Below are 20,091 nucleotides of genomic sequence, written 5' to 3'. Positions count from 1 at the left end.
GTCTTATGCAATAGCCGCAACCCCCATTGACGCCACGCAGATCCGCCCGCAAAGCTGACCCTATGACAGACCCATCCCTCGCCGCGCGGATCACCCGCTCCCCTCGTATCTACCACCAAGAACGCGCCAAGGATGCGGCGGGTTTGGTGCCGGATCTTTCTGCCGAGTTGCGGGACATGATCGCCGCCGCAGCCTCCACCGCGCCCTATCTGATGGCCTTGCTGGAGAAAGAAGCGGATTGGCTGACCGAGGTCGTGGCCAATCCCGAAGCGGCGCTTGAGGCCAACCGCGGGGCCGCAGGCGCGCTTGCGCCTGACCGGCTGGCCGACGGGTTGCGTCAGGGTAAGCGGCGCATGGCCCTGATGACGGCGCTGGCCGACCTGAGCGGCGCTTGGTCGCTGGAAGAGGTCACAGGCGCGCTTACTGATTATGCGGACGCCGCCTGCACGGCGGCACTGCGCGCGGGGCTCGCGGCTCAGATCAAGCGCGGCAAATTGCCCGGCATGACGCTTGACGATCTCGAAGACTGTGGCGGCATGGTCGTTTTCGCCATGGGCAAAATGGGCGCACGAGAACTCAACTATTCCTCGGACATCGACCTGATCTGCCTCTTCGACGAGACCCGTTTCGAACCCGATGACTTCCACGCCGCCCGCAGCGCATTCGTCAAAGCCACCCGCGCCATGAGCGGCACGCTGAGCGATATCACGGCAGAAGGCTATGTGTTCCGCACCGACCTGCGCCTGCGTCCCGATCCGGCGGTTACGCCCGTTTGCATTACGATGGAGGCTGCCGAGCGCTATTACGAAAGCCTTGGCCGCACATGGGAGCGCGCAGCCTATATCAAAGCGCGCCCCGCCGTGGGCGACATCGAGGCAGGCGAGAAATTCCTACAGTCCCTGCGCCCCTTCGTCTGGCGGCGACACCTTGATTTTGCAGCCATTCAAGATGCCCATGACATGCGTCTGGCGATCCGCGAGCACAAGGGTCTGGGCGGACCGATCACCTTGCCGGGCCACGACATGAAGCTGGCCCGGGGCGGCATCCGCGAAATTGAGTTCTTCACCCAGACCCGCCAACTCATCGCCGGGGGGCGCGATCCAGAGTTGCGCGAACGGGGGACGCTGGCCGGGCTGCAAGTGTTGACCGAAAAGAATTGGGTGCCTGCAGATGTGGCCGAAGTGCTCAGCGATCACTACCGCGCCCACCGCACCGTCGAGCACCGTTTGCAGATGGTACAAGACGCCCAGACCCATACGTTGCCTAAAACCGACGCGGATTTCGAACGTTTGGCCTGTATGATGGATATGGATGTCAGCGCGTTGAAAGACGATCTCCACAACCGCTTGCAATCGGTGCATGACCTGATCGAAAGCTTCTTTGCCGCCACCCGCGAAGAGCCCGAGGCCGCGCCTGCTGCTCACCAATTTGACACCTCCGTGCTCGACCGCTGGCCGAGCTATCTTGCGCTGCGCTCCGAGCGGGGGGCGGATATCTTTGGCCGGTTGAAACCGCTGCTGCTGGACCGTTTGGCCCATTCCGCCAAGCCTGATGAGGGGCTTTTGGCCTTTGACGGTTTCTTGGCGGGTCTGCCTGCCGGCGTGCAGCTCTTCTCACTCCTACGCGCCAACCCGCAACTCGGTGACCTGCTGGTCGACATCGTCGCCACATCGCCCGCACTTGCGTCCCACCTCTCTCAGAACGCGGGCGTTTTCGACGCGGTGATCGGTGGGGATTTCTTCTCTGACTGGCCGGGGCAGGACAAGCTGACCGAAATGCTGCATGCGCATTTGGCCCAAGAAGCCGACTATGAGCTGCGTCTTGATGGCACCCGCCGCTGGGCGCGCGAGTGGCACTTTCGCATCGGCGTGCATCTGCTGCGCGGGCTGATTGATGCGGCCACCGCCTCTGTCCAATACGCCGAGCTGGCCCGTGCCGTCCTGCAAGCACTCTGGCCCGTAGTCGTTGACCAATTCGCCAGCCGCCACGGAACGCCGCCGGGGCGCGGGGCGGTGATCCTTGGGATGGGCTCGCTCGGGGCAGGGCGGCTGACACCGACGTCTGACCTCGATATGCTGGTGATCTATGATGCCGATGGGGTCGACAGTTCCGAGGGTCGCAGACCGCTCGCCACGCGCACCTACTACGCACGTCTCACCCAAGCGATGATTACCGCGATGACCGCGCCGATGTCCCAAGGCAAGCTCTACGACATCGACATGCGCTTGCGGCCCTCGGGCAATCAAGGGCCGGTGGCCACCAGCCTCGCAAGTTTCGAGAGCTATCAAAAGGAACAGGCTTGGGTCTGGGAACATCTCGCGCTCACCCGCGCGCAGGTGATCGTCGGGCCGGACGATCTGGCGAACGACGTCGAAGCGGTGCGCCAAGAGGTGCTGGGCCAAGCCGCTCCTCGCGAGAAGGTGCTGAACGAAGTGTCCCGTATGCGTGCCCGCATTGCGGCTGCGCGCAGCCCTGCCGGACCGCTGGATGCCAAGACCGGTGCCGGGCGCTTGCAGGACATTGAACTTTTTGCCCAAGCCGGCGCGCTGATCGGCGGCACCGGCGCGCGAGAGATTGACGCAGGGCTCGCCGCCGCGCGCAATGCCGGCATCATCGACCAAAGCGCAGAGGCGACACTCTCGCACACCTACACACAGGCCTTTACCCTGATCTGCGCCGCGCGACTGCTGACAGCCAAGAAGCTCGACGCCGAGACCATGGGGCAGGCGGGAGCGCAATTCCTCTGCCGGGTTCTGGAAAGTGACAACCTCACCGCGTTGGAGGCCCAGTTGCAAGGGGCCTATGATAGCGCCGCAGAGATCATCACAAACGCCTTGCCAGACGCACCAGAAAAGGAGGCGGAATGACCCAGACCGACCCCGACGACCCGAAGGGCCTGATCCACGAATCCTACCAGATCGACGGCATCGGCCCCGCCGAATGCCGCAGTATCTTTCTGGACTGGGCGCTGAGCCTGCCACTGGAGCATGATAGCGCGCAGGCCCTGCCGCGTCTTCTGACCCGTTATGAAGACACCGACCCCAACCACCCCATGACGCAAGTGCTGCGCGACGGGCAGACCACGCTTACCACCCCGCGCCGCCGCGGCGGCTGGCGCAGCCGTCCGCGCAACTGAGGCGAGGGCGTGCGAAACCTCTTTCCCAAAGCGCCCGAACGCAGTACGAGGGCGCCATGACAACGCCCCAAACCCCCTCCGCCCCGCAGCCCGCCACAGTTCCCGTGGTGCGCCTTTTGCCCAAGGCCAATGCCCGCGCCATCCGTCACGGCTTTCCTTGGGTCTATGCCAATGAACTGGTCACCGACCGCCGCACGCGGGGCCTTGCCCCCGGCACACTGGCGCGGCTTGAGGATGAAAACCGCACGCCCATGGGGCTGGTTGCGGTCAATCCGAACTCCAAAATCATCGCCCGGATGCTTGACCAAGACCCCGAGGCCGAGATCACCCAAGCGTGGTTCGAGACCCGCATCGCCCGCGCGCTGGCCTTGCGCAGCCAGCTTTACGATCAGCCCTACTACCGCCTGATCCATGCCGAGGCCGATGGCCTGCCCGGCGTCATCATTGACCGCTTTGGCGACACCTGTGTAATCCAGCCCAATGCCGCTTGGGCCGACGCCATGCTCGAGACGCTGGTCGCTGCGCTGCAATCGGTGACGGGTGTCGTGAATGTGCAGAAGAACGCCTCTGGCCGGACCCGCAAGCTTGAAGGGCTGGACGATACCTCGGCCACCGTCGCAGGCACCACGCCCGAAGGCCCGCTGCCCGTGCCGATGAATGGAGCCACCTATATGGCCGACCTCACCGGCGGCCAGAAAACCGGCCTGTTTTACGACCAACGCCCCAACCACGCCTTTGCCGCCAATCTCGCGCGCAATGGCGCCCGGGTGCTGGATGTCTTTGCCCATGTCGGTGGCTTCTCCCTCGCGGCTCTCGCCAATGACGCATCCTCGGCGCTGGCCGTCGACGGCTCCGCGCCCGCGCTGGAACTGGCCGAAGCCGGGGCCGCCGCGATGGGCATGCAAGACCGTTTCGCCACCCGCCAAGGCGACGCCTTCGACGTGCTCACCGCCCTGCGCGATGAGGGCGAGACCTTTGACGTGGTAATCTGCGACCCGCCCGCCTTTGCCCCCTCGCGCCAAGCGGTCGAAGCTGGCCTGCGCGCCTATGAACGTGTCGCGCGTCTTTCGGCCCAACTGGTGGCCGAAAACGGCATTCTGGGCCTCTGCTCCTGCTCGCATGCTGCCGACCTGAACCAGTTCCGCACCGCTTCGGTACGCGGCATTGGCCGGGCCGGTCGCCGCGCTATGCTGCTGCACACCGGCTTTGCCGGGGCGGACCACCCGCAGCTGCCGCAGCTTGCGGAAAGCGGCTATCTCAAGTCGCTGTTCTTCCGCCTGTAATGCAGACCCGCCCCCGCGTGCTGATCGACACCTGCGTGCTTTACCCCACGGTGATGCGCGAGATGGTGCTCGGCGTGGCCGCGGGCGGCGCGTTTGAGCCGATTTGGTCGGCGCGTATACTGGAGGAATGGGCCCGCGCGGCGATCAAACTTGGCCCCGCGGGCGAAGCCCAAGCGCGGGCCGAGATCGCGCTTTTGCGCGGCAACTGGCCGGGGGCGGAACGCGATGCCGTCCCCGGCTTGCAAGCGCGGCTCTGGCTGCCGGATGCGGATGACATCCATGTGCTGGCCGTAGCCGTGGCCAGCAGCGCCGATATGATCCTGACGCTGAATGCCAAAGACTTCCCGCGCCAGATCCTCGCCGAAGAGGGGCTAAGCCGCGCCGATCCGGACAGCTATCTGCACGGCATCTGGCAAGCGACGCCGGAACTGGTCGCCCCCGTGGCTGACGCGGTCTTGCAAGAAGCGCGACGGCTGTCGGGCGAGGACTGGCAGATGCGCGCCTTGCTTAAAAAGGCCCGTCTGCCGCGTCTGGCTAAGGCTCTTGGCTAACCCTTAACCGTCCCACCGCAACTGCATCTGGCGCAGCTTGTCGATCCGCTCTTCGGTCTTGGGGTGGCTCAGCAGCCAAGCCGGCGGACGGTTGCCGCCCGATTGGCTTAGCGCGTCGAGCTTCTCGAACAGTGAAATCTGCGGACCAATGCCAATCCCAGCCTTAGTGAGCAAAGCGGCGGCATAGGCGTCGGCCTCATATTCATCATTGCGCGACAGCCGCGCGGCGAGCAGGCTGGTCAGACCGCTCGCGATCCAGACCCCAATGCCCGGAATGAGCCGCCCCAGTACCATCGCCAGCGCGGTGCGCAAAGCGTTCTGGCCCGAAAAATCAATCATGCGGCGGCGGGAATGGCCAAGGGCGACATGGCCCAACTCATGCGCGATCACACTGGCCAATTCTTCAGCCGTAACAGCGCCTTGGCGGAACTTGTTATAGAAACCCCGGGTGATGAAAATCCGCCCATCGGGGGCCGCCAGCCCGTTGACCGGCTCGATCTCATAGAGATGCACCTTGACGCGTGGCAGGTCGAGCGCTTTGGCCATGCGGTTGCTGATCTCGTTTAACTTTGGATCAACCAAGGGAGTCGACTTCGCATCCAGCTCCCGCGCCGTGCGCCACGCCGAAAAACGGTACATGGCCAGCGCGTAAAGGATGGCGAGGAGGATGGGGAGGAGTCGGAGCATGCCCTCAATATGGGGAGCGCCGGGGCCGGGGGCAAGCGGACAGTACCTGCGCCCCGGTGGTATTTTCAGCGATCAGACCAGTTTGGCGTCCATCGTGATCTCGGCTGTCAGCAGCTTGGAAATCGGGCAGTTTTCCTTGGCGGTCTTGGCGGCCTTGTCGAAGTCTTCCTGAGATGCGCCGGGGATTTTGGCCTCGACGGTCAGATGCACCTTCGGCACATGAAAACCACCGTCTTTCTGCTCCAGATGCACCTCGGCCTTGGTTTCGATGCTGTCGGGCGTCAGGTCGCTTTCGCCGAGGATCATCGACAGGGCCATGGAAAAGCAGGACGCGTGTGCCGCACCGATCAGCTCTTCGGGGTTGGTGCCGTCTTTGCCCTCAAAGCGCGTGTTGAAGCCGTAGGGCTGGTCGGACAGCACGCCGCTTTCGGTCGAGACATGGCCATTGCCTTCTTTGAGCGAGCCGGTCCATTTTGCGCTGCCGGATTTGGTGATCGGGGACATGGTACTTCCTTCCACTGTGCTTGCGTTCGCCTCCTGAGGTGGCGCGGCGCAGCAGCGTGTCAAGGAAGCAGCCTAGCGGGTCATCGCCTTGATGCCGCGGCTCAGCCCTTCGAGCGTCATCGGCACCATCGCCTCGGGGCCAAAGATGTCTTGGATCATCGCGATTGACTGGGTGTAGCCCCATTGCCGCTCGGGCACCGGGTTGATCCAGAGGTTGCTCGGCCATTGATCCCGCGCGCGGGTCAGCCAAGTGGCGCCGCTCTCGGGATTCCAATGCTCATTCGCGCCGCCGGGATAGGCGATCTCGTAAGGCGACATGGAGGCGTCACCAACGAAAATGCATTTGTAATCAGAGCCATAGCTGCGCAGCACCTCATGGGTGGGGATCTGCGCGTCCCAGCGGCGGCGGTTGTCGCGCCAGACGCCTTCGTAAAGGCAGTTGTGGAAGTAGAAATGCTCCAGATGTTTGAACTCGCCCCGCGCGGCGCTGAAGAGCTCCTCCACCACTTTAATATGCGGGTCCATCGAGCCACCGATGTCCAAAAACAGCAGCACCTTCACCGCGTTGCGCCGCTCAGGCCGCGTCTTCACGTCGAGATAGCCATGCTCCGCCGTGGCGCGGATGGTGCCGTTCAGGTCCAACTCCTCCGCCGCGCCATCACGCGCCCAGCGGCGGAGACGTTTCAGCGCCAGTTTGATGTTGCGGGTGCCGATCTCCACGTTGTCGTCGAGATTGCGAAACTCGCGCTTGTCCCAAACCTTGACCGCACGCTGGTGGCGGCTTTCCTTTTGCCCGATGCGCACGCCTTCGGGGTTGTAACCATAAGCGCCAAAAGGCGAGGTGCCCGCCGTGCCGACCCATTTGGAGCCGCCCTGATGCCGCTCCTTTTGTTCCTCAAGCCGCTTTTTCAGCGTCTCCATCAGCTTGTCGAACCCGCCTGCGGCTTCGATCTCGGCCTTTTCCTCTTCGCTCAGATGTTTTTCGGCCATCTTGCGCAGCCAGTCTTCGGGGACGTCCACGGCCTCGAGCACATCATCCAGACTGATGTTCTCTAGCCCTTTGAACGAGGCCGCAAAGGCGCGGTCGAACTTGTCGATGTTGCGTTCGTCTTTGACCATGGCGACGCGGGCGAGGTAGTAAAACGCCTCCACGTCATAGGTCGCAAGGCCCGCCTTCATGCCCTCCAGAAACGCCAGAAACTCGCGCAGCGAGACTGGCACTCCGTGGCGGCGCAATTGGTCAAAGAACGGCAGAAACATCAGACGCTCAGCATACGGTCCAGAATGACCGTCGCGATCATGCCGACGACGAGAAAGGCCATGCCGTAGCCAGTGGCATATTGCGCGATGTCCTTGCGGTTGCCGCCGCGTTTGCGGGCGGTAAACCCGCCGATCACCGCGCCGAGCAGTGCCAATCCGATTGCAATCATAGTCTCTTACCCGCCCAAATTATCGGCCGATCCACGATGGGGGTTGAGCGACGCAATCTCGCGCAGCTTGGCCCGCACGGCCCAGTCAGGGCCAAAGCCGTATCGCGCCCAGCCGATGCTGTCCAGCCTGACCCGGCGCGCCTCAGTGTCGCGGCCTTCGATCTGTAGGGCTTCGGCTTTCAGGAGCAGAAGGGTGGCGAGAAGGGCGGCGTTTTCGCTACGTTCCGCGATGGCGAGATGCGGCTCGATCACTGTTAGAGCCGCAGCACCATCACCGCGTGTCACCGCATAGCCCGCGCGCTGCGTGGCGACATAAGCGCGGTGCAGATCAGTGCCGGGGGTGCGGCGGTAATAGTCCTCGGCGGCACTATAGTGGCCCTGCGCGGCGGCGGGGTCGGTCATCTGCACCACGCGGCCCATGGCGTAATGCGAAAAGGCGCGGCGGTTGTCCTGCCAACCCTGCGCTTGAGCAATACGCAGCGCGTCCTGCGCGGCGGCCATGCGCGCCGTTCGGCTCACGTCGCGGCCCAAGGCGGCTTGGATTGCCCGGCTCCAGACCTGTGGCGTGGCGCGGGTGGGGTGTGGGGCCACCGTACCGCCAGCAGGATTAAGCCGCGCCAGAACGGCGGGCAGGGCGGCGGCGGCCTGGTCGCGGGTCATGCCTGAGCGCAGCGCCGGATCGTAATAGGCCCGCAGGATCAGCATGTCAAAACCGGTGAGTACCGTATGCACATTGTCGTCGTTGAACACCGAATCCGGCAGGCGGTAGAGATCGTTCAACGGGCCGAGCGCTTGGGCCAGTTCCTCATGCAGGCAGTCGCGGGTCTCCTGCGGGCTGACATCATTGGGCAGAAAGATCGCCAGACGGCGGCGCTCGGTCAGCCGGGTCCAATCGGTCTCGGGCGAACGGCGGGCGCGGCGGTATTCGGCAAGGGTGCTGACATTCGGCACGACAAAACAGGCGGCCTGCGGCAGCAGTTTGCGGATCTGGTTTCGGCTGATGGCCTGCACGGTGATATTGGCACTCTCTCCCGTGACCTGCCGCACCTCGATCCCCGCCTCATTGCGCAGACGCGCCAGGAGGCGGGCAAGGTCAGGGGCCAAGGTCGCAGGCGGTTTGCCCGCGACGCGCAGGGTGATCGGTCTTTCAAAGCGCGTGAGCACCGGCAGGGTGCGGCCGCTTTCCATGCGAAAGGCAAGGTCGAGGAAATCCTGCGCCAGTACCGCATTCGACAGCCGCGGCGTGGCCGGGCGGGCAGTGCTAAACTGCTTCATCGGGGGCAGGGTGCTGTCTGCGATCACAGCGCGGCTGGCCACCTCGGAATGGGAGGCCGGCACGCAGGCGTTCAGCAGCATCATCAGCGGCAGAACGAGCCGCGCCTTCACGCCGCGCCTCATGCGCTTGCCCGTGCCGTGGACACAGGTGATTTGCCGAAAAATGCGCGTGCTGCTGCCGCTTGTGGTTCTTGCATTTGCCTGCCCCATCGATCGCGTTACGGGTCTTGTTGCCCGTCATTGAGATCAGACTAGGCAGGCAAAAAGCCAAAAGCGAGGCAATTCCCCCGCATTTGACGCAAAGTCGTTTTGGTGTTGCGATGCTACCGCTGGCGACGGGCCATGAAGGCAAGCCGTTCAAACAGATGCACGTCCTGCTCGTTCTTCAGCAGCGCACCATGCAGCTTGGGCAGGGCGCTGGCGCCATCCTTGGCCAGATCCTCGGCGTCCATATCCTCGGCCAAGAGCAGCTTCAGCCAATCAAGCACTTCAGAGGTCGAGGGTTTCTTCTTCAGCCCCTGCTGGTCGCGGATCTCGTAGAACTGCGTCAGCGCCGTGGTCAGCAACTGCTGCTTGATGCCCGGATGATGGACTTCGACGATCTGCTTGAGCGTCTCCATTTCAGGGAACTGGATGTAGTGGAAGAAACAGCGGCGCAGGAAAGCGTCGGGCAGTTCTTTTTCGTTGTTTGAGGTGATGATGACGATGGGCCGCTGGCGCGCGCGGATCGTCTCGCCGGTCTCGTAGACAAAGAATTCCATCTTATCGAGTTCCTGCAGCAGGTCATTGGGGAACTCGATGTCGGCCTTGTCGATCTCGTCGATCAGCAGCACGACTTTCTCGTCGGCCTCAAAAGCCTGCCACAGCTTGCCCTTGCGGATGTAATTCTTCACATCATGCACCCGCTCGTCGCCCAACTGGCTGTCGCGCAGGCGGTTCACGGCGTCATATTCATAGAGACCCTGCTGCGCGCGGGTGGTGGATTTGATGTTCCACTCGATCATCCGCAGTCCCAAGGCGTCGCTGACCTGCCGCGCCAGTTCGGTCTTGCCGGTGCCCGGCTCACCCTTAACGAGCAGGGGCCGTTCCAGCGTAACCGCAGCGTTAACAGCGATTTTCAGGTCGTCGGTGGCCACGTAATCTTTGGTGCCTTGGAATTTCATCGTTTTTTCAACCTCGTGTGACGGGCGCTTGATCTTCGGCCTTTAACCAAAAATCAAAGGGATTGTGTAGTGACAATTGAAACCCGCTAAGATAGATGCTGCCGCAGGGGACGATGTCGGGAGACAGGCCTTTTTAATGTCTGAGTTGAAAAACGCCGGGGAAAAACAAATGAAGCAGGAAATCTTCCTGCCGGACGACTATCGTCCGGCCGAGGACGAGCCATTCATGAATGATCGTCAGCTTGAGTACTTTCGTCGCAAGCTGTTGAACTGGAAAGCGGAGCTGTTGGCAGGCAGCCGTGACACCATCGAAGCATTGCAGGATGGCACACGGAACATTCCGGATGTAACCGACCGCGCGTCGGAGGAAACGGACCGTGCGCTGGAACTGCGCACCCGGGACCGCGCCCGCAAGCTGGTTGGCAAGATCGACGCCGCGCTGCGCCGGATTGATGAAGGCGAGTTCGGCTACTGCATGAAGACTGGCGATCCGATCTCGCTCAAGCGGCTCGATGCACGGCCCATCGCCACCATGACGCTGGAGGCGCAAGAGCGTCACGAGCGGCGCGAGAAGGTCCATCGGGACGACTGAAATGTCTGACAAGATCAAACGCCGGGGCCTTTGCTCCGGCGTTCTTCTATGCGCTGTTGCTGCCCGGGGAACCGGGTGAGCCGGGCCGACGCGCCGCGCACCGGTGTATCCAACGCCATCGTCGTCGGTGGCGGCATCGGCGGTCTGGCCTGCGCCACGGCCCTCGCGCGGCAAGGCGTGGCGGTAACGCTGCTGGAACAGGCCCCCGACTTTTCTGAGATTGGTGCAGGCTTGCAGATCAGCCCCAATGGCCTCGCCGTGCTGCGCGGCTTGGGGCTTGAGGGCGGGCTGAAAGCACGCGGCGCCGTGCGCGGACAGACGGTGCGGCTTTGCGACTATGCCAAAGGCGCCCAAGTCGCCCGGCTGGACCTGACCCGGCTGCCCGAGGCGCAGCGCTATTACTTCGTCCACCGCGCCGATCTGATTGATCTGCTGCGCGGGGCCGCCCAACAAGCCAATGTCAGTTTCGAGACCAGCGCCCAAGCCGCCAGCCTGCACCCCGGTGCTTTGCCACAGGTGCAGATGGCCAGCGGCGGGCGGCGGCGGGCGGAACTGGTTGTTTCGGCGGATGGCATCCATTCGGTCGGGCGGGTGATGTTGAACGGCGCGGACAAAGCCGCCTTCTCTGGCCAAGTCGCGTGGCGCGCGCTGATCCCCAATGACATCAACCACGGCCCAGAGGCGCGGGTGACGATGGGGCCGGGGCGGCATCTCGTCAGCTATCCGCTACGCGAAGGGGGGCTGATCAATCTGGTCGCGGTCGAAGAGCGCAGCGACTGGGCCGCCGAAGGCTGGCACCACGTCGACAACCCTGCCAACCTGCGCCGGGCCTTCGCAGGCTTTGGCGGCGAGGCGGCGCAGATGATCGAAGCGGTGGAGCAGGTCACCCTCTGGGGTCTGCATCATCACCCGGTTGCCGCTAATTGGCGCGGCGAAGGCGTGGCCTTGCTTGGCGATGCCGCGCACCCGACGCTGCCGTTTCTGGCCCAAGGCGCGAATATGGCGCTGGAGGATGCTTGGGTCTTGGCGGACTGCCTGCGTCGCCACCCGCGTGACGCAGCCCTCGCGGCCTATCAAGCCAAACGGATCAACCGGGCGCGGCGGATTGTCAAAACCTCGGAAGGCAACGCCGCACGCTATCACATGGCGCCCGGCCCGCTGCGGCTGGCCGCGCATACCGGACTGCGCATCGCGTCAAAATTGGCGCCAAGCGTGATGCTCGGCGCCTATGATTGGCTTTATAGCCACGACGTGACCAAAGGCTAGGCTTAGCCTGCGCGTTGCAGCATCCCAAAAAGATCACGCGGATCATCGGGGTCGGCCAGCAGGTCGAGCGGCTGGAACAGCCCGGTCTCGGCAATCTGGTCGCGCACATAGCGCAGGGCCGAGAAATCCTCGATTGCAAAGCCTACCGAGTCGAACAGCGTGATCTGCTCCGCGCTGCGGCGGCCTTCGGCCTGACCCGTTAGGACCTGCCAAATCTCCGTCACCGCGTGATCCGCATCCAACTGCTGAATCTCGCCCTCAATCCGCGTCTGTTCGGGGAATTCGACAAAGATATCAGAGCGGTGCAGGATCGCCGGGGCCAGCTCCGTCTTGCCCGGACAGTCGCCGCCAATCGCATTGATATGCACGCCGGAGCCAACCATATTGTCGGTCAAGATCGTGGCATATTGCTTGTCCGCGGTGCAGGTGGTGATGATCTGCGCGCCCATGATCGCGTCTTCGGCGGTGTCACATTCCACCACTTTGATGCCGTGCCCCGCCAGATTGCGCGCGCATTTCGCGGTCGCCGCGCGGTCGATGTCGTAAAGCCGCACCTCATCCACGCCGCAGATCGCCTTCATCGCAAGGCTCTGGAATTCGGACTGCGCGCCATTGCCGATCATCGCCATGACATGCGCGCCTTTGGGCGCCAGAAGCCGCGCCACCACCGCCGAGGTCGCCGCCGTGCGCAAGGCGGTCAGGATCGTCATCTCTGTCAGCAGCACCGGGTAGCCGTTGTTCACATTCGCCAGCAGGCCAAAGGCGGTCACGGTCTGAAAGCCGTCCTTGGTGTTGTCGGGGTGGCCGTTGACGTATTTGAAGCCATACACATCGCCGTCCGAGGTGGGCATCAATTCGATCACGCCCTTTTCGGAATGGCTCGCCACGCGGGGCGTCTTGTCGAACAGCTCCCAGCGTTTAAAATCGGCCTCGATATACTCCGCCAGCCCGCGCAGCATGTCTTCCACACCGATATGGTGGATCAGCTTCATCATCTGGTCGACAGAGACAAAAGGCACCAGCGCCTTGTCGGAAGGGTTCAGATTGGTCATGTCAGGTCTCTCTCTCAATAGGCTCGGGTGGGGCGGTCGAACACGCGGCGGCCAAAGGCCGAGGCGGTGAGGTCCACCATCAATTGCGCGGTGCGGCCACGCTCGTCGAGGAAGGGGTTCAGCTCGACCAGATCAAGCGAGGTCATCAACCCGCTGTCGTGCAGCATCTCCATCACCAAATGGCCTTCGCGTACCGTCGCACCGCCCGGTACGGTGGTGCCCACGGCAGGGGCGACCGAGGGGTCGAGGAAATCAACGTCAAGCGAGACATGCAGCATCCCGCCAGCGGCGGCGACCTTATCAAGGAAGCGCTGCAATGGCTTGGCGATGCCGCTCTCATCAATCTCACGCATGTCGACATAGGTCACGGTGGTTTCCTGCAAGGCGGCACGCTCAAGCGCATCAACCGAGCGCAAACCGATCATGGCGATATTGTCATGGGGCAGGGGCGTGCCGACTTCCGGAAAACCGTCAAACCCTTCGCGCCCGGTAACATAGCCCAGCGGTGTGCCATGCAAGTTGCCGGTATCGCTGGTCTGAGGCGTGTGGAAATCGGTATGGGCATCAAGCCAGAGGACAAAAAGCGGGCGCTCGGCCTTATCGGCATGACGCATTGCACCTAGCACGGTGCCAAGCGCCAGCGCGTGATCACCGCCCATGAAGATCGGCAGACCGTCGTCCATGGCTGCATCAGCGGCGGCGGCGAGGCTCTCGGTCCAAGCAATCGTCTCTTCCAACGCGTGCAGCTTTTCATGCTCCTGCGCGTGATAGGGGGCGGGGGCGACATTGCCGCGGTCTACAACCGTATGCCCCAGATCGCGCAGCGCCCGCTCCAGCCCGGCGGTGCGGTAGGCATCCGGCCCCATCAAGCAGCCGCGGCGGCGCTTGCCACTGTCGAGCGGGACGCCAAGCAAGATGCAGTTCTGTTCATGTGACATCGGGAACTCCTCTGGTGTTTCAAACCAGATAGAGTACTTTTTGGCGTATCAACAAGCTGTCAAACTGCTCACTTCGGGTGAGTTTTTGCCGTTCCGAAAGCCTAGCTGTCCAATTTGTCAGTTCACCCGTCGGGCAGCCATCACCCAAAGCACAACGAGCACCGCAGAGAAGACCGCGTTCCATCCCGCCATCGACAGGCCCAGCAATTGCCAGACGACTTCATCACACATCACCAGCCCCACTGGGCCGTCCGTCGACAAGAGCGCACCGCCGTCAAGGCTGCCCATGTCCAAGCCGCCCCCGGTGCAAGAGCTTGGCCCCGGCCACCAGCCCCATTCGACGCCTGCGTGATAGGCCCCGATCCCGGCTGTCACTGCCGCCGCCGCTGCGCCAAACCACGCCAGAACGCGCGGACCGCCAACCAGCAGAACGGCCCCGATCAGCACCGCCGCCGCATGGGGCCAGCGCTGCCAGAGGCACATTTTGCAAGGCGCGTAGCCACCCAAATGCTGAAACCCAAAGGCCCCGAGCAACAACGCGGCAGAGCCGAGGGTTGCCAATGTAATCAATGTCTTGCGTGTCATAGAACCTTCACCACCATAAAGCCGCCGATCAGCAGCGCCACCGCTACGGTAAACATCAAGCCCAAGCGCCGTTCAATGAAATCCCGGATCGGTGCGCCGAACTGCCACAGCAGCCCCGCCACGATGAAAAACCGCAAACCGCGCGCAAGGATCGAGGTCATGACAAAGGTCGCCAGCGGCATCCCCGTCCACCCCGACATGATCGTGATGACCTTATAGGGGAAGGGGGTCACGCCCGCGACCAGCACAGCCCAGAAGCCCATATCGTTGAACCGGGTCGAAAATTCCGCCATCGCGTCAGCTTTGCCAAGGCTGGCAAGGATCGGCTGGCCGATGCCTTCAAAGGCCAATGCGCCAATCGCATAGCCCAACAGCCCGCCCAGAACCGAGGCCAGCAACGCCACCCCGGCAATCAACCACGCCCGCCGGGGTTGGGCGATAATCATGGGAATCATCAAAATGTCAGGGGGAATCGGGAAAAAAGAGCTTTCCACGAAAGCCACAACAGCCAGCGCCCAAAGCGCATGGCGGTGTTGGGCCAAGTCCAGGGTCCAGTCATATAGGCGGCGGATCATCGGCAAAGCTCCGGGCTGTTTTACCTGCATCACCACGTGCAGAGGGCAAGGTCAAGCCAAGCGGGGCGCTTTGCAGAAAATCCCCTTGCCCGTCTCGGCGAGGCAGGCTAAATCACCCCCAGTGCCCAAGTGGCGGAATGGTAGACGCAGGGGATTCAAAATCCCCCGCCGCGAGGCGTGCCGGTTCGAGTCCGGCCTTGGGTACCACCTTGTTTGTGCAAGGTTTTCTGCGAAAGTTTCGATAATGATATGACACGATTTCGGGCTGACTCCCACACGGGACTCCCACATCATCACATTGATCGCCGCATCTGCGCCGTGCGCGACATCTCCTTACGACGTGCTTCCTTGCGGTAATTTGCTACCATTTCAAGGCTCTGACCGGTAACAGATTGGATCTTAGCATCAGAGCATCCGGCTTCAGCCAACTCCACGCATGCGCGCTTTCGTAATCCATAAGCGCTGTAGTTCCTTGCATTATCGTCATGTAATTCAGCCAGTTTGTCGAGGGTTTCGCGCCAAGTTCTAAATTCTTTCTCGACTGCACTATACGACAACGGACTTGTGTCGGACTTCGGCAAAACGTGCCGTGAACCTGCCTCCAAGCTATCGATAAGCGATCTCAGATTTTCTGAGCATCGCAATCGCCGCCGACGGTCTCTGACCTGTACCACGAATAAGCCCACCAGCAATCCTAACGACTTCGGGAGCATCATCCAGTGCATCCAGCATCCAGCCGGGCCAGGCTCGAAATTCTTTCTGCGCACCATACTTTTCCATACGTGCTGCTGGGTTGTCACCGAACGGCCAATCCAGCTGATCCTTCGCAAAATTCCATAAAATGGATACCGACTGCAGCATCCAATCTGCTGCGCGCGGTGTTTCGGACATCGCGATATGTTTCTTTCTCATTGCTTGGCGGGTCGTCGCCGACATCGATTTGTCTGCATTCTTGTCGAGTATTTTTTCGAATTCGCGATTGTAGGACCTTTTCGTACCCGGCGAGAGCCTCTTTTGGATCTTTGCATCTGACCGCCACTCCTTGATGCAGTTAGCCCATGTGTGCTCTGGAGCCTTGAGTTCGCATCGATGCCGACCAGCCTCCGCCGCCCAATATTCATCATCAAGTTTCCTGGCGTCGCCACACCAATTGAGCTTGATTGCTCGCTCTTTCTGTCGTTGGAAGACCGATGCCGCGTCTTTTTCCAGCTTACCCAAGAGGGGCCATCCAACTCAATTTGCTGGATTTTAGCTTCGCCCCCAAACTGACGTTCCTATCAGTGTGGACGATTACGACTCGCCTGAGCAGTCTTTTGGCGCGTTGGCCAAGTCGACTGGATATAGGCCAGGATGTCCCAAATTGCATCATCCGAGATCACCTCCCCGAAGGCCGGCATCCCGCTATTGAAATCCTCTACGCCCCGGGTTGCCAGTGCTGCCTTGCCCCCAAGTTTGGTATAGTCGAACAGCAACGTGTTATCATGATGCCAGGTATGGCCAGTTGCATCGTGCGGCGGTGCAGGCAGCACACCGTTCTCATCGGGCGTTCGCCAGTCGGGCTGTCCTTCGAGGTCTGCGCCGTGACAAGCGGCGCAGTTCTCGTCGTAGAGCGAACGTCCCGCTTCGAGATCGCGACCGTCGAGTTCGTGATCTGCCTGCGCGGCAGACGTGACGGCACAGAAAAGCAAAACAAGCCGTTTCATGCAACTTCTACCCATGTGCGCATCCCTCCAATGGCGTGGCTCAACATATGACAATGGATCAACCAGCGTCCCGGATTGTCGAAGACGCAGAGAACATCGCGGCTTTCCCCCGCAGCGACCAAGGTTGTATCGCGCAGATCGCCGAGGCTGCCGTCAGGGGCCAGTTCATAGAAGTGGTGCCCATGCAAATGAATGCCATGCGGAAAGGCGGTATCATTGGCGAAGGTCAGCCGCACCGTCTCGCCCCGTTCGAATTTGCCGAAGGGATCGGTGGGCAAATCGGAGACATCATTGAAGGACCAAATATTGGCACCCCCGTGGCGCCCGCCCATCGCGCCGCCCATCATCGTCAGGGTCAGGTGCTGCGAAGGCGCCTCTGGCCTTGGCAGGTCGGGTGCCGCAAGCGGTGAAATGGTGGTAGGCGCTCGCGCCGTGTTGGTGCCGGATACCGCCAGATCGGCAAGGCGGTAGGCGCCCTGTCGGGACATCATGTCAAAGCCTACCGGGCCCGTGATGTCGACGATCAAATCGGCACGTTGCGCGGGCGCGAGAACGAGGTCACCCAGCGGGCGCGGCTGGGCCAGAGCCATGCCGTCGAGCGCTACGACCGACCCGGTCATGCCCTCCAGCGCGAGGGGAAAGATACGGTTGGTGGCTGCGTTGATAAGGCGAAAGCGGACCCGGTCGCCTGTCTTGACCGTGTCTTTCGACAGAAAAGCGCGGGCAAAGTTGCCCATATAGCCAGCATGGGCAACGCTGTGCATGTCGGTGTATTCGTCGACAAGGCTGCCGTCTTTGTTCATGCGCCAGTCCGACAGCAGCACGGTGATGTCGTGATCCACATCGGGCGGGGTGTCGTCTTCGATAATCAGCGGCCCCATTAGGCCCCGCGCCACCTGTTCCTGCGAAATGTAGTGCGAATGGTACCAATATGTGCCTGCGTCGGGTGGCACAAAGCGATAGGTCTTGCTGTCGCCGGGGTTAATAAGCTCTTGCGTCAGCACCGGCACACCGTCCATCCGGTTTTCCAGACGAATGCCGTGCCAATGAACGGCCGTGCCCTCTTGTAGAGCATTCTCGACCTCAATTGATGCCTGCGCGCCTCGCTTGAGCCTGATCTCGGGGCCGGGCATCGAGCCGTTGAACCCCAGCATCGCGGTGGCACCTTCCCCTTCGGGCAGGATTTGTTGCGTGACGTTTTGGGCCTTCAGCTTCAGGGGCGTTCGACCGGCGAAGCCCGGGCGCGGCAGGACCGTCGCGGCTGAGACGCTGGCGAGGAATTGTCTTCTGTTCATGTTAGGCCTTATCGGAAACGATTGCGGTTAATGCGGTGACGGGGGCAGGGCGCACCGGTGTTTGGGGCATGTAGGTATTGACTGAAGGGGCTGTTTCCAACTGACGAGGACGGGCCAGAAGCGGACCGCTATTGCTCACTCCTTCGGATAGGAGAATAGGTCGAACCACTTTAATCATTCCTTCTTCGACAAGGGGGCATTTCCCCCCATGACTTGCAGCACGAAACTTCCCGAGGCGGTAATCATGAGAAAACCGTGAAAAGCCTCGATGCCGGTGATGAAGCGCAGGTGTCCCACGGGGTTCAAGTCACCGCGCCCCAGGGTGGTGAAATTGACCAGCGAGAAATAGTAGTAGTCCATCAAGGTAATCGGCTTGTCTGCCGGATCTGAGGCCGTCAGCGCGCCAATTTGCAAACCTTGGACCGCCCAGAGAAAGAAAAGCGTATAAATGAACGCTTCGATGACATGCGCGATCGTAATCGCTCCCACCGCAAGGCCCAGATTCTGGCCATGCGCCTCGACACTTCGTCGGGCAATCGTATCGGAAACTCCCTTTAGGACGAAATAATGGATTGTCGTGCAGATGGCCACGACCAGAATTGAGAGAAGCATCGCTTGGATCATGAAGGCGCTACCTTTCTTGGTAGGGGAGGGGCAGGGACGTATTAGGCGACTGCAGCCAATTTCGCGCTCTCTGTGGTCGCGGTCTGCTGAGCGTCGTCAGGCAACAAGGCTTCATTCATTAAATCCTCTATGAAGGTGCTGAGCAACTGGCTGCGCCCGGTCACCCCGGCCTTGCGATAGATGGCATTTGTCTGGGCCTTGATCGTGCCATCCGAGGTACCCCGCAGCGCGGCAATATCGTGTGTGCTCAGCCCTTTAATGAGAAAAAGCGCGACATCCCGCTCTGCGGGCGTCAGACGCCATTCGGTGAAATGCTGTGACATCACCAATGAGAACTCCGAGGTGCATCTGCGCATCTTCTCTTCGGCAAGCCGCGCCCGTTGCAGGCTTGTTCGAAGGGCGATCCAGCCAAGGGCCACACCGAGGTTCAAGCCGACGGCCAAGATCGTTTGCTGATACTCATGGCTCTGCCAAATCAGAAACTCAGGTTCCATTCCCATCGCGTCCAGCAAGAAGCAGATGGTAAAGAAGATCGCCACAATGGCCTGGAGTGCCGCGATGGCCCAAAGGGCGATGGTTCCACGCGTTTTCATAGCTCGAAGTGCCTTGTAATTGTGGTGGAAAATGCGGGGCCGGTCCGTTCAACCGGCCCCGCAACCGGCGCTTACTTCATTGCGGTGACGGTCAGCTTGCCTTTGACGCGGTCGGCCACAAATTCGATGTCTTGGCCTTCCTTCATCTTAGCAATCAGCGCTTCATCAGCTTTGAACACCATGGTCATCGACGGCATGTCGAGGTTTTCCAATGGGCCGTGGATAATGGTGACTTTCTTGCCCTTGGCATCGACCTTTTTGATCTTGCCGGTAGAATAGACAACCGGCGCCTCGGGTGCGTCATCAGACTGAGCGACGGTGATCGGCCCATGCATGCCGGATTCGTAGTGGCCGGGGATCAGGCAGGCAAATTCGAATGTCCCAGCGTTTGCGAAGGTCCAGATCACCTCGCCCTTTTCGCCGGTGTCGAGGCGAACCGAATTCGGATCGTCATGACGCATGGCCATCTCGGCCATCGCTTCTTTGTGTTTGGCGTTGCCTTCCATCGTGTCGATCACGAACTCATGCTCGATTTCGCCCGCATTTGTGACATTGAACTGGATCGTCTCGCCTTGCTTGAAATCGAAGGCTTCGGGTTCAAAGATCATTTCCCCATCGTCGGTTTCGCGCATGGTGACTTCGATGGTGCGATCCACATCGGCAGGCTTGCCCGGCATGCCGACCATCATTTCCATGTCCATTTTCATGCCACTATCGCTGTCGTCGTGCCCACCATCATGGGCGCCTGCCGCAAAAGCAGGGGCGGCAAGAAGGATCGAAGCGGCGGTTGAGAGTAGAAGTTTTTTCACGGTGTTTTCCTGTATGTTTGCTTGAAGGAT

The 20,091-nt window shown here is 61.5% G+C and carries 22 protein-coding genes and 1 tRNA gene; 7 read left to right on the top strand and 16 right to left on the bottom strand.

Annotated features, from left to right (window positions below; translation table 11 throughout):
• Positions 1 to 62: 62 nt before the first annotated feature.
• The 4 genes from BLS57_RS03460 to BLS57_RS03445 are packed head-to-tail and all read left to right on the top strand — an operon-like array spanning position 63 to position 4,970.
• Entirely contained in the window at positions 63 to 2,867 is a 2,805-nt protein-coding gene (locus tag BLS57_RS03460; protein ID WP_093739255.1) for a [protein-PII] uridylyltransferase family protein, read from the top strand.
• Positions 2,864 to 3,136: a hypothetical protein gene (locus BLS57_RS03455; protein ID WP_093739253.1), complete on the top strand. Its 273-nt coding sequence runs from the start codon at positions 2,864 to 2,866 to the stop codon at positions 3,134 to 3,136. The genes BLS57_RS03460 and BLS57_RS03455 overlap by 4 nt, the downstream gene beginning before the upstream one ends.
• 56 nt (positions 3,137 to 3,192) lie before the next feature.
• The gene (locus tag BLS57_RS03450; RefSeq protein ID WP_093739251.1) at positions 3,193 to 4,419 is read left to right on the top strand and encodes an RSP_2647 family RNA methyltransferase; all 1,227 of its coding nucleotides are present in this window, start codon (positions 3,193 to 3,195) and stop codon (positions 4,417 to 4,419) included.
• Positions 4,419 to 4,970: an RSP_2648 family PIN domain-containing protein gene (locus BLS57_RS03445; RefSeq protein WP_093739249.1), complete on the top strand. Its 552-nt coding sequence runs from the start codon at positions 4,419 to 4,421 to the stop codon at positions 4,968 to 4,970. The genes BLS57_RS03450 and BLS57_RS03445 overlap by 1 nt, the downstream gene beginning before the upstream one ends.
• A 3-nt stretch (positions 4,971 to 4,973) precedes the next feature.
• Here the strand turns inward: BLS57_RS03445 and BLS57_RS03440 are convergent, their stop codons facing one another.
• The 6 genes from BLS57_RS03440 to BLS57_RS03415 all read right to left on the bottom strand — a co-directional run bounded on the left by BLS57_RS03440 (position 4,974) and on the right by BLS57_RS03415 (position 10,029).
• The gene (locus tag BLS57_RS03440; protein WP_093739247.1) at positions 4,974 to 5,657 is read right to left on the bottom strand and encodes a M48 family metalloprotease; all 684 of its coding nucleotides are present in this window, start codon (positions 5,655 to 5,657) and stop codon (positions 4,974 to 4,976) included.
• A gap of 72 nt (positions 5,658 to 5,729) precedes the next feature.
• Positions 5,730 to 6,161, bottom strand: coding sequence for an OsmC family protein (locus tag BLS57_RS03435; protein ID WP_093739245.1), 432 nt, complete (start codon positions 6,159 to 6,161; stop codon positions 5,730 to 5,732).
• Positions 6,162 to 6,233: 72 nt separating this feature from the next.
• Entirely contained in the window at positions 6,234 to 7,421 is a 1,188-nt protein-coding gene (locus tag BLS57_RS03430; protein ID WP_093739243.1) for a vWA domain-containing protein, read from the bottom strand.
• Entirely contained in the window at positions 7,421 to 7,591 is a 171-nt protein-coding gene (locus BLS57_RS03425; protein WP_093739241.1) for an apolipoprotein acyltransferase, read from the bottom strand. The genes BLS57_RS03430 and BLS57_RS03425 overlap by 1 nt, the downstream gene beginning before the upstream one ends.
• A gap of 6 nt (positions 7,592 to 7,597) precedes the next feature.
• Entirely contained in the window at positions 7,598 to 8,989 is a 1,392-nt protein-coding gene (locus tag BLS57_RS03420) for a DUF2927 domain-containing protein (protein WP_093740282.1), read from the bottom strand.
• 200 nt (positions 8,990 to 9,189) lie between these two features.
• A complete protein-coding gene (locus BLS57_RS03415; protein ID WP_093739239.1) occupies positions 9,190 to 10,029 on the bottom strand; it encodes an AAA family ATPase in 840 nt (279 codons plus the stop codon).
• A gap of 169 nt (positions 10,030 to 10,198) precedes the next feature.
• Between BLS57_RS03415 and dksA the strand changes: the two genes are divergently transcribed.
• Complete coding sequence (gene dksA / locus BLS57_RS03410) at positions 10,199 to 10,621, top strand: RNA polymerase-binding protein DksA (protein WP_093740280.1); 423 nt, start codon at positions 10,199 to 10,201, stop codon at positions 10,619 to 10,621.
• 75 nt (positions 10,622 to 10,696) lie between these two features.
• Positions 10,697 to 11,887, top strand: coding sequence for an FAD-dependent monooxygenase (locus BLS57_RS03405; protein ID WP_244153589.1), 1,191 nt, complete (start codon positions 10,697 to 10,699; stop codon positions 11,885 to 11,887).
• A 2-nt stretch (positions 11,888 to 11,889) separates the two neighbouring features.
• Here BLS57_RS03405 and BLS57_RS03400 read toward each other — a convergent pair whose 3' ends face one another.
• From BLS57_RS03400 to BLS57_RS03385, 4 genes are all read right to left on the bottom strand, one after another.
• Positions 11,890 to 12,939 carry an ornithine cyclodeaminase gene (locus BLS57_RS03400; protein WP_093739235.1) on the bottom strand — a complete coding sequence of 350 codons (1,050 nt, stop codon included), beginning with the start codon at positions 12,937 to 12,939 and terminating at the stop codon, positions 11,890 to 11,892.
• Positions 12,940 to 12,953: 14 nt separating this feature from the next.
• Positions 12,954 to 13,877 carry an arginase gene (gene rocF, locus BLS57_RS03395; RefSeq protein WP_093739233.1) on the bottom strand — a complete coding sequence of 308 codons (924 nt, stop codon included), beginning with the start codon at positions 13,875 to 13,877 and terminating at the stop codon, positions 12,954 to 12,956.
• A 117-nt stretch (positions 13,878 to 13,994) separates the two neighbouring features.
• Positions 13,995 to 14,462 carry a disulfide bond formation protein B gene (locus BLS57_RS03390; protein WP_093739231.1) on the bottom strand — a complete coding sequence of 156 codons (468 nt, stop codon included), beginning with the start codon at positions 14,460 to 14,462 and terminating at the stop codon, positions 13,995 to 13,997.
• Positions 14,459 to 15,037: a YqaA family protein gene (locus BLS57_RS03385; RefSeq protein WP_093739229.1), complete on the bottom strand. Its 579-nt coding sequence runs from the start codon at positions 15,035 to 15,037 to the stop codon at positions 14,459 to 14,461. Before BLS57_RS03385 ends, BLS57_RS03390 begins: the two co-directional genes overlap by 4 nt.
• A 123-nt stretch (positions 15,038 to 15,160) precedes the next feature.
• Here BLS57_RS03385 and BLS57_RS03380 point away from each other — a divergent pair.
• Positions 15,161 to 15,244: transfer RNA gene (locus BLS57_RS03380), tRNA-Leu, on the top strand.
• Between the two features lie 399 nt (positions 15,245 to 15,643).
• Here the strand turns inward: BLS57_RS03380 and BLS57_RS19695 are convergent.
• From BLS57_RS19695 to BLS57_RS03350, 6 genes are all read right to left on the bottom strand, one after another.
• Positions 15,644 to 16,255 (bottom strand): porin family protein, encoded by a 612-nt coding sequence (locus BLS57_RS19695; RefSeq protein ID WP_093739227.1) that lies wholly within the window; start codon positions 16,253 to 16,255, stop codon positions 15,644 to 15,646.
• Between the two features lie 59 nt (positions 16,256 to 16,314).
• Positions 16,315 to 16,740 carry a c-type cytochrome gene (locus tag BLS57_RS03370; RefSeq protein WP_093739225.1) on the bottom strand — a complete coding sequence of 142 codons (426 nt, stop codon included), beginning with the start codon at positions 16,738 to 16,740 and terminating at the stop codon, positions 16,315 to 16,317.
• Positions 16,737 to 18,035, bottom strand: coding sequence for a multicopper oxidase family protein (locus BLS57_RS03365; RefSeq protein ID WP_093739223.1), 1,299 nt, complete (start codon positions 18,033 to 18,035; stop codon positions 16,737 to 16,739). Before BLS57_RS03365 ends, BLS57_RS03370 begins: the two co-directional genes overlap by 4 nt.
• A gap of 174 nt (positions 18,036 to 18,209) precedes the next feature.
• A complete protein-coding gene (locus tag BLS57_RS03360) occupies positions 18,210 to 18,659 on the bottom strand; it encodes an ion channel (protein ID WP_093739221.1) in 450 nt (149 codons plus the stop codon).
• Between the two features lie 41 nt (positions 18,660 to 18,700).
• Positions 18,701 to 19,252 (bottom strand): helix-turn-helix transcriptional regulator, encoded by a 552-nt coding sequence (locus tag BLS57_RS03355; RefSeq protein ID WP_093739219.1) that lies wholly within the window; start codon positions 19,250 to 19,252, stop codon positions 18,701 to 18,703.
• Positions 19,253 to 19,323: 71 nt separating this feature from the next.
• Entirely contained in the window at positions 19,324 to 20,061 is a 738-nt protein-coding gene (locus BLS57_RS03350; RefSeq protein WP_093739217.1) for a copper-binding protein, read from the bottom strand.
• Between the last annotated feature and the right edge of the window lie 30 nt (positions 20,062 to 20,091).

This window comes from Sulfitobacter delicatus (assembly GCF_900102535.1).
Lineage (GTDB): Bacteria > Pseudomonadota > Alphaproteobacteria > Rhodobacterales > Rhodobacteraceae > Sulfitobacter > Sulfitobacter delicatus.
The sequence above is the reverse complement of the archived record's forward strand: the minus strand, read 5'-3'. Positions and strand labels throughout refer to the sequence as shown.

Bases quoted from the DNA above. Each gene is read 5' to 3' on its own strand.
- BLS57_RS03460 (WP_093739255.1), top strand. From the start codon at position 63: ATGACAGACCCATCCCTCGCCGCGCGGATCACCCGCTCCCCTCGTATC.
- BLS57_RS03455 (WP_093739253.1), top strand. From the start codon at position 2,864: ATGACCCAGACCGACCCCGACGACCCGAAGGGCCTGATCCACGAATCC.
- BLS57_RS03450 (WP_093739251.1), top strand. From the start codon at position 3,193: ATGACAACGCCCCAAACCCCCTCCGCCCCGCAGCCCGCCACAGTTCCC.
- BLS57_RS03445 (WP_093739249.1), top strand. From the start codon at position 4,419: ATGCAGACCCGCCCCCGCGTGCTGATCGACACCTGCGTGCTTTACCCC.
- BLS57_RS03440 (WP_093739247.1), bottom strand. From the start codon at position 5,657: ATGCTCCGACTCCTCCCCATCCTCCTCGCCATCCTTTACGCGCTGGCC.
- BLS57_RS03435 (WP_093739245.1), bottom strand. From the start codon at position 6,161: ATGTCCCCGATCACCAAATCCGGCAGCGCAAAATGGACCGGCTCGCTC.
- BLS57_RS03430 (WP_093739243.1), bottom strand. From the start codon at position 7,421: ATGTTTCTGCCGTTCTTTGACCAATTGCGCCGCCACGGAGTGCCAGTC.
- BLS57_RS03425 (WP_093739241.1), bottom strand. From the start codon at position 7,591: ATGATTGCAATCGGATTGGCACTGCTCGGCGCGGTGATCGGCGGGTTT.
- BLS57_RS03420 (WP_093740282.1), bottom strand. From the start codon at position 8,989: ATGAGGCGCGGCGTGAAGGCGCGGCTCGTTCTGCCGCTGATGATGCTG.
- BLS57_RS03415 (WP_093739239.1), bottom strand. From the start codon at position 10,029: ATGAAATTCCAAGGCACCAAAGATTACGTGGCCACCGACGACCTGAAA.
- dksA (WP_093740280.1), top strand. From the start codon at position 10,199: ATGAAGCAGGAAATCTTCCTGCCGGACGACTATCGTCCGGCCGAGGAC.
- BLS57_RS03400 (WP_093739235.1), bottom strand. From the start codon at position 12,939: ATGACCAATCTGAACCCTTCCGACAAGGCGCTGGTGCCTTTTGTCTCT.
- rocF (WP_093739233.1), bottom strand. From the start codon at position 13,877: ATGTCACATGAACAGAACTGCATCTTGCTTGGCGTCCCGCTCGACAGT.
- BLS57_RS03390 (WP_093739231.1), bottom strand. From the start codon at position 14,462: ATGACACGCAAGACATTGATTACATTGGCAACCCTCGGCTCTGCCGCG.
- BLS57_RS03385 (WP_093739229.1), bottom strand. From the start codon at position 15,037: ATGATCCGCCGCCTATATGACTGGACCCTGGACTTGGCCCAACACCGC.
- BLS57_RS03370 (WP_093739225.1), bottom strand. From the start codon at position 16,740: ATGAAACGGCTTGTTTTGCTTTTCTGTGCCGTCACGTCTGCCGCGCAG.
- BLS57_RS03365 (WP_093739223.1), bottom strand. From the start codon at position 18,035: ATGAACAGAAGACAATTCCTCGCCAGCGTCTCAGCCGCGACGGTCCTG.
- BLS57_RS03360 (WP_093739221.1), bottom strand. From the start codon at position 18,659: ATGATCCAAGCGATGCTTCTCTCAATTCTGGTCGTGGCCATCTGCACG.
- BLS57_RS03355 (WP_093739219.1), bottom strand. From the start codon at position 19,252: ATGAAAACGCGTGGAACCATCGCCCTTTGGGCCATCGCGGCACTCCAG.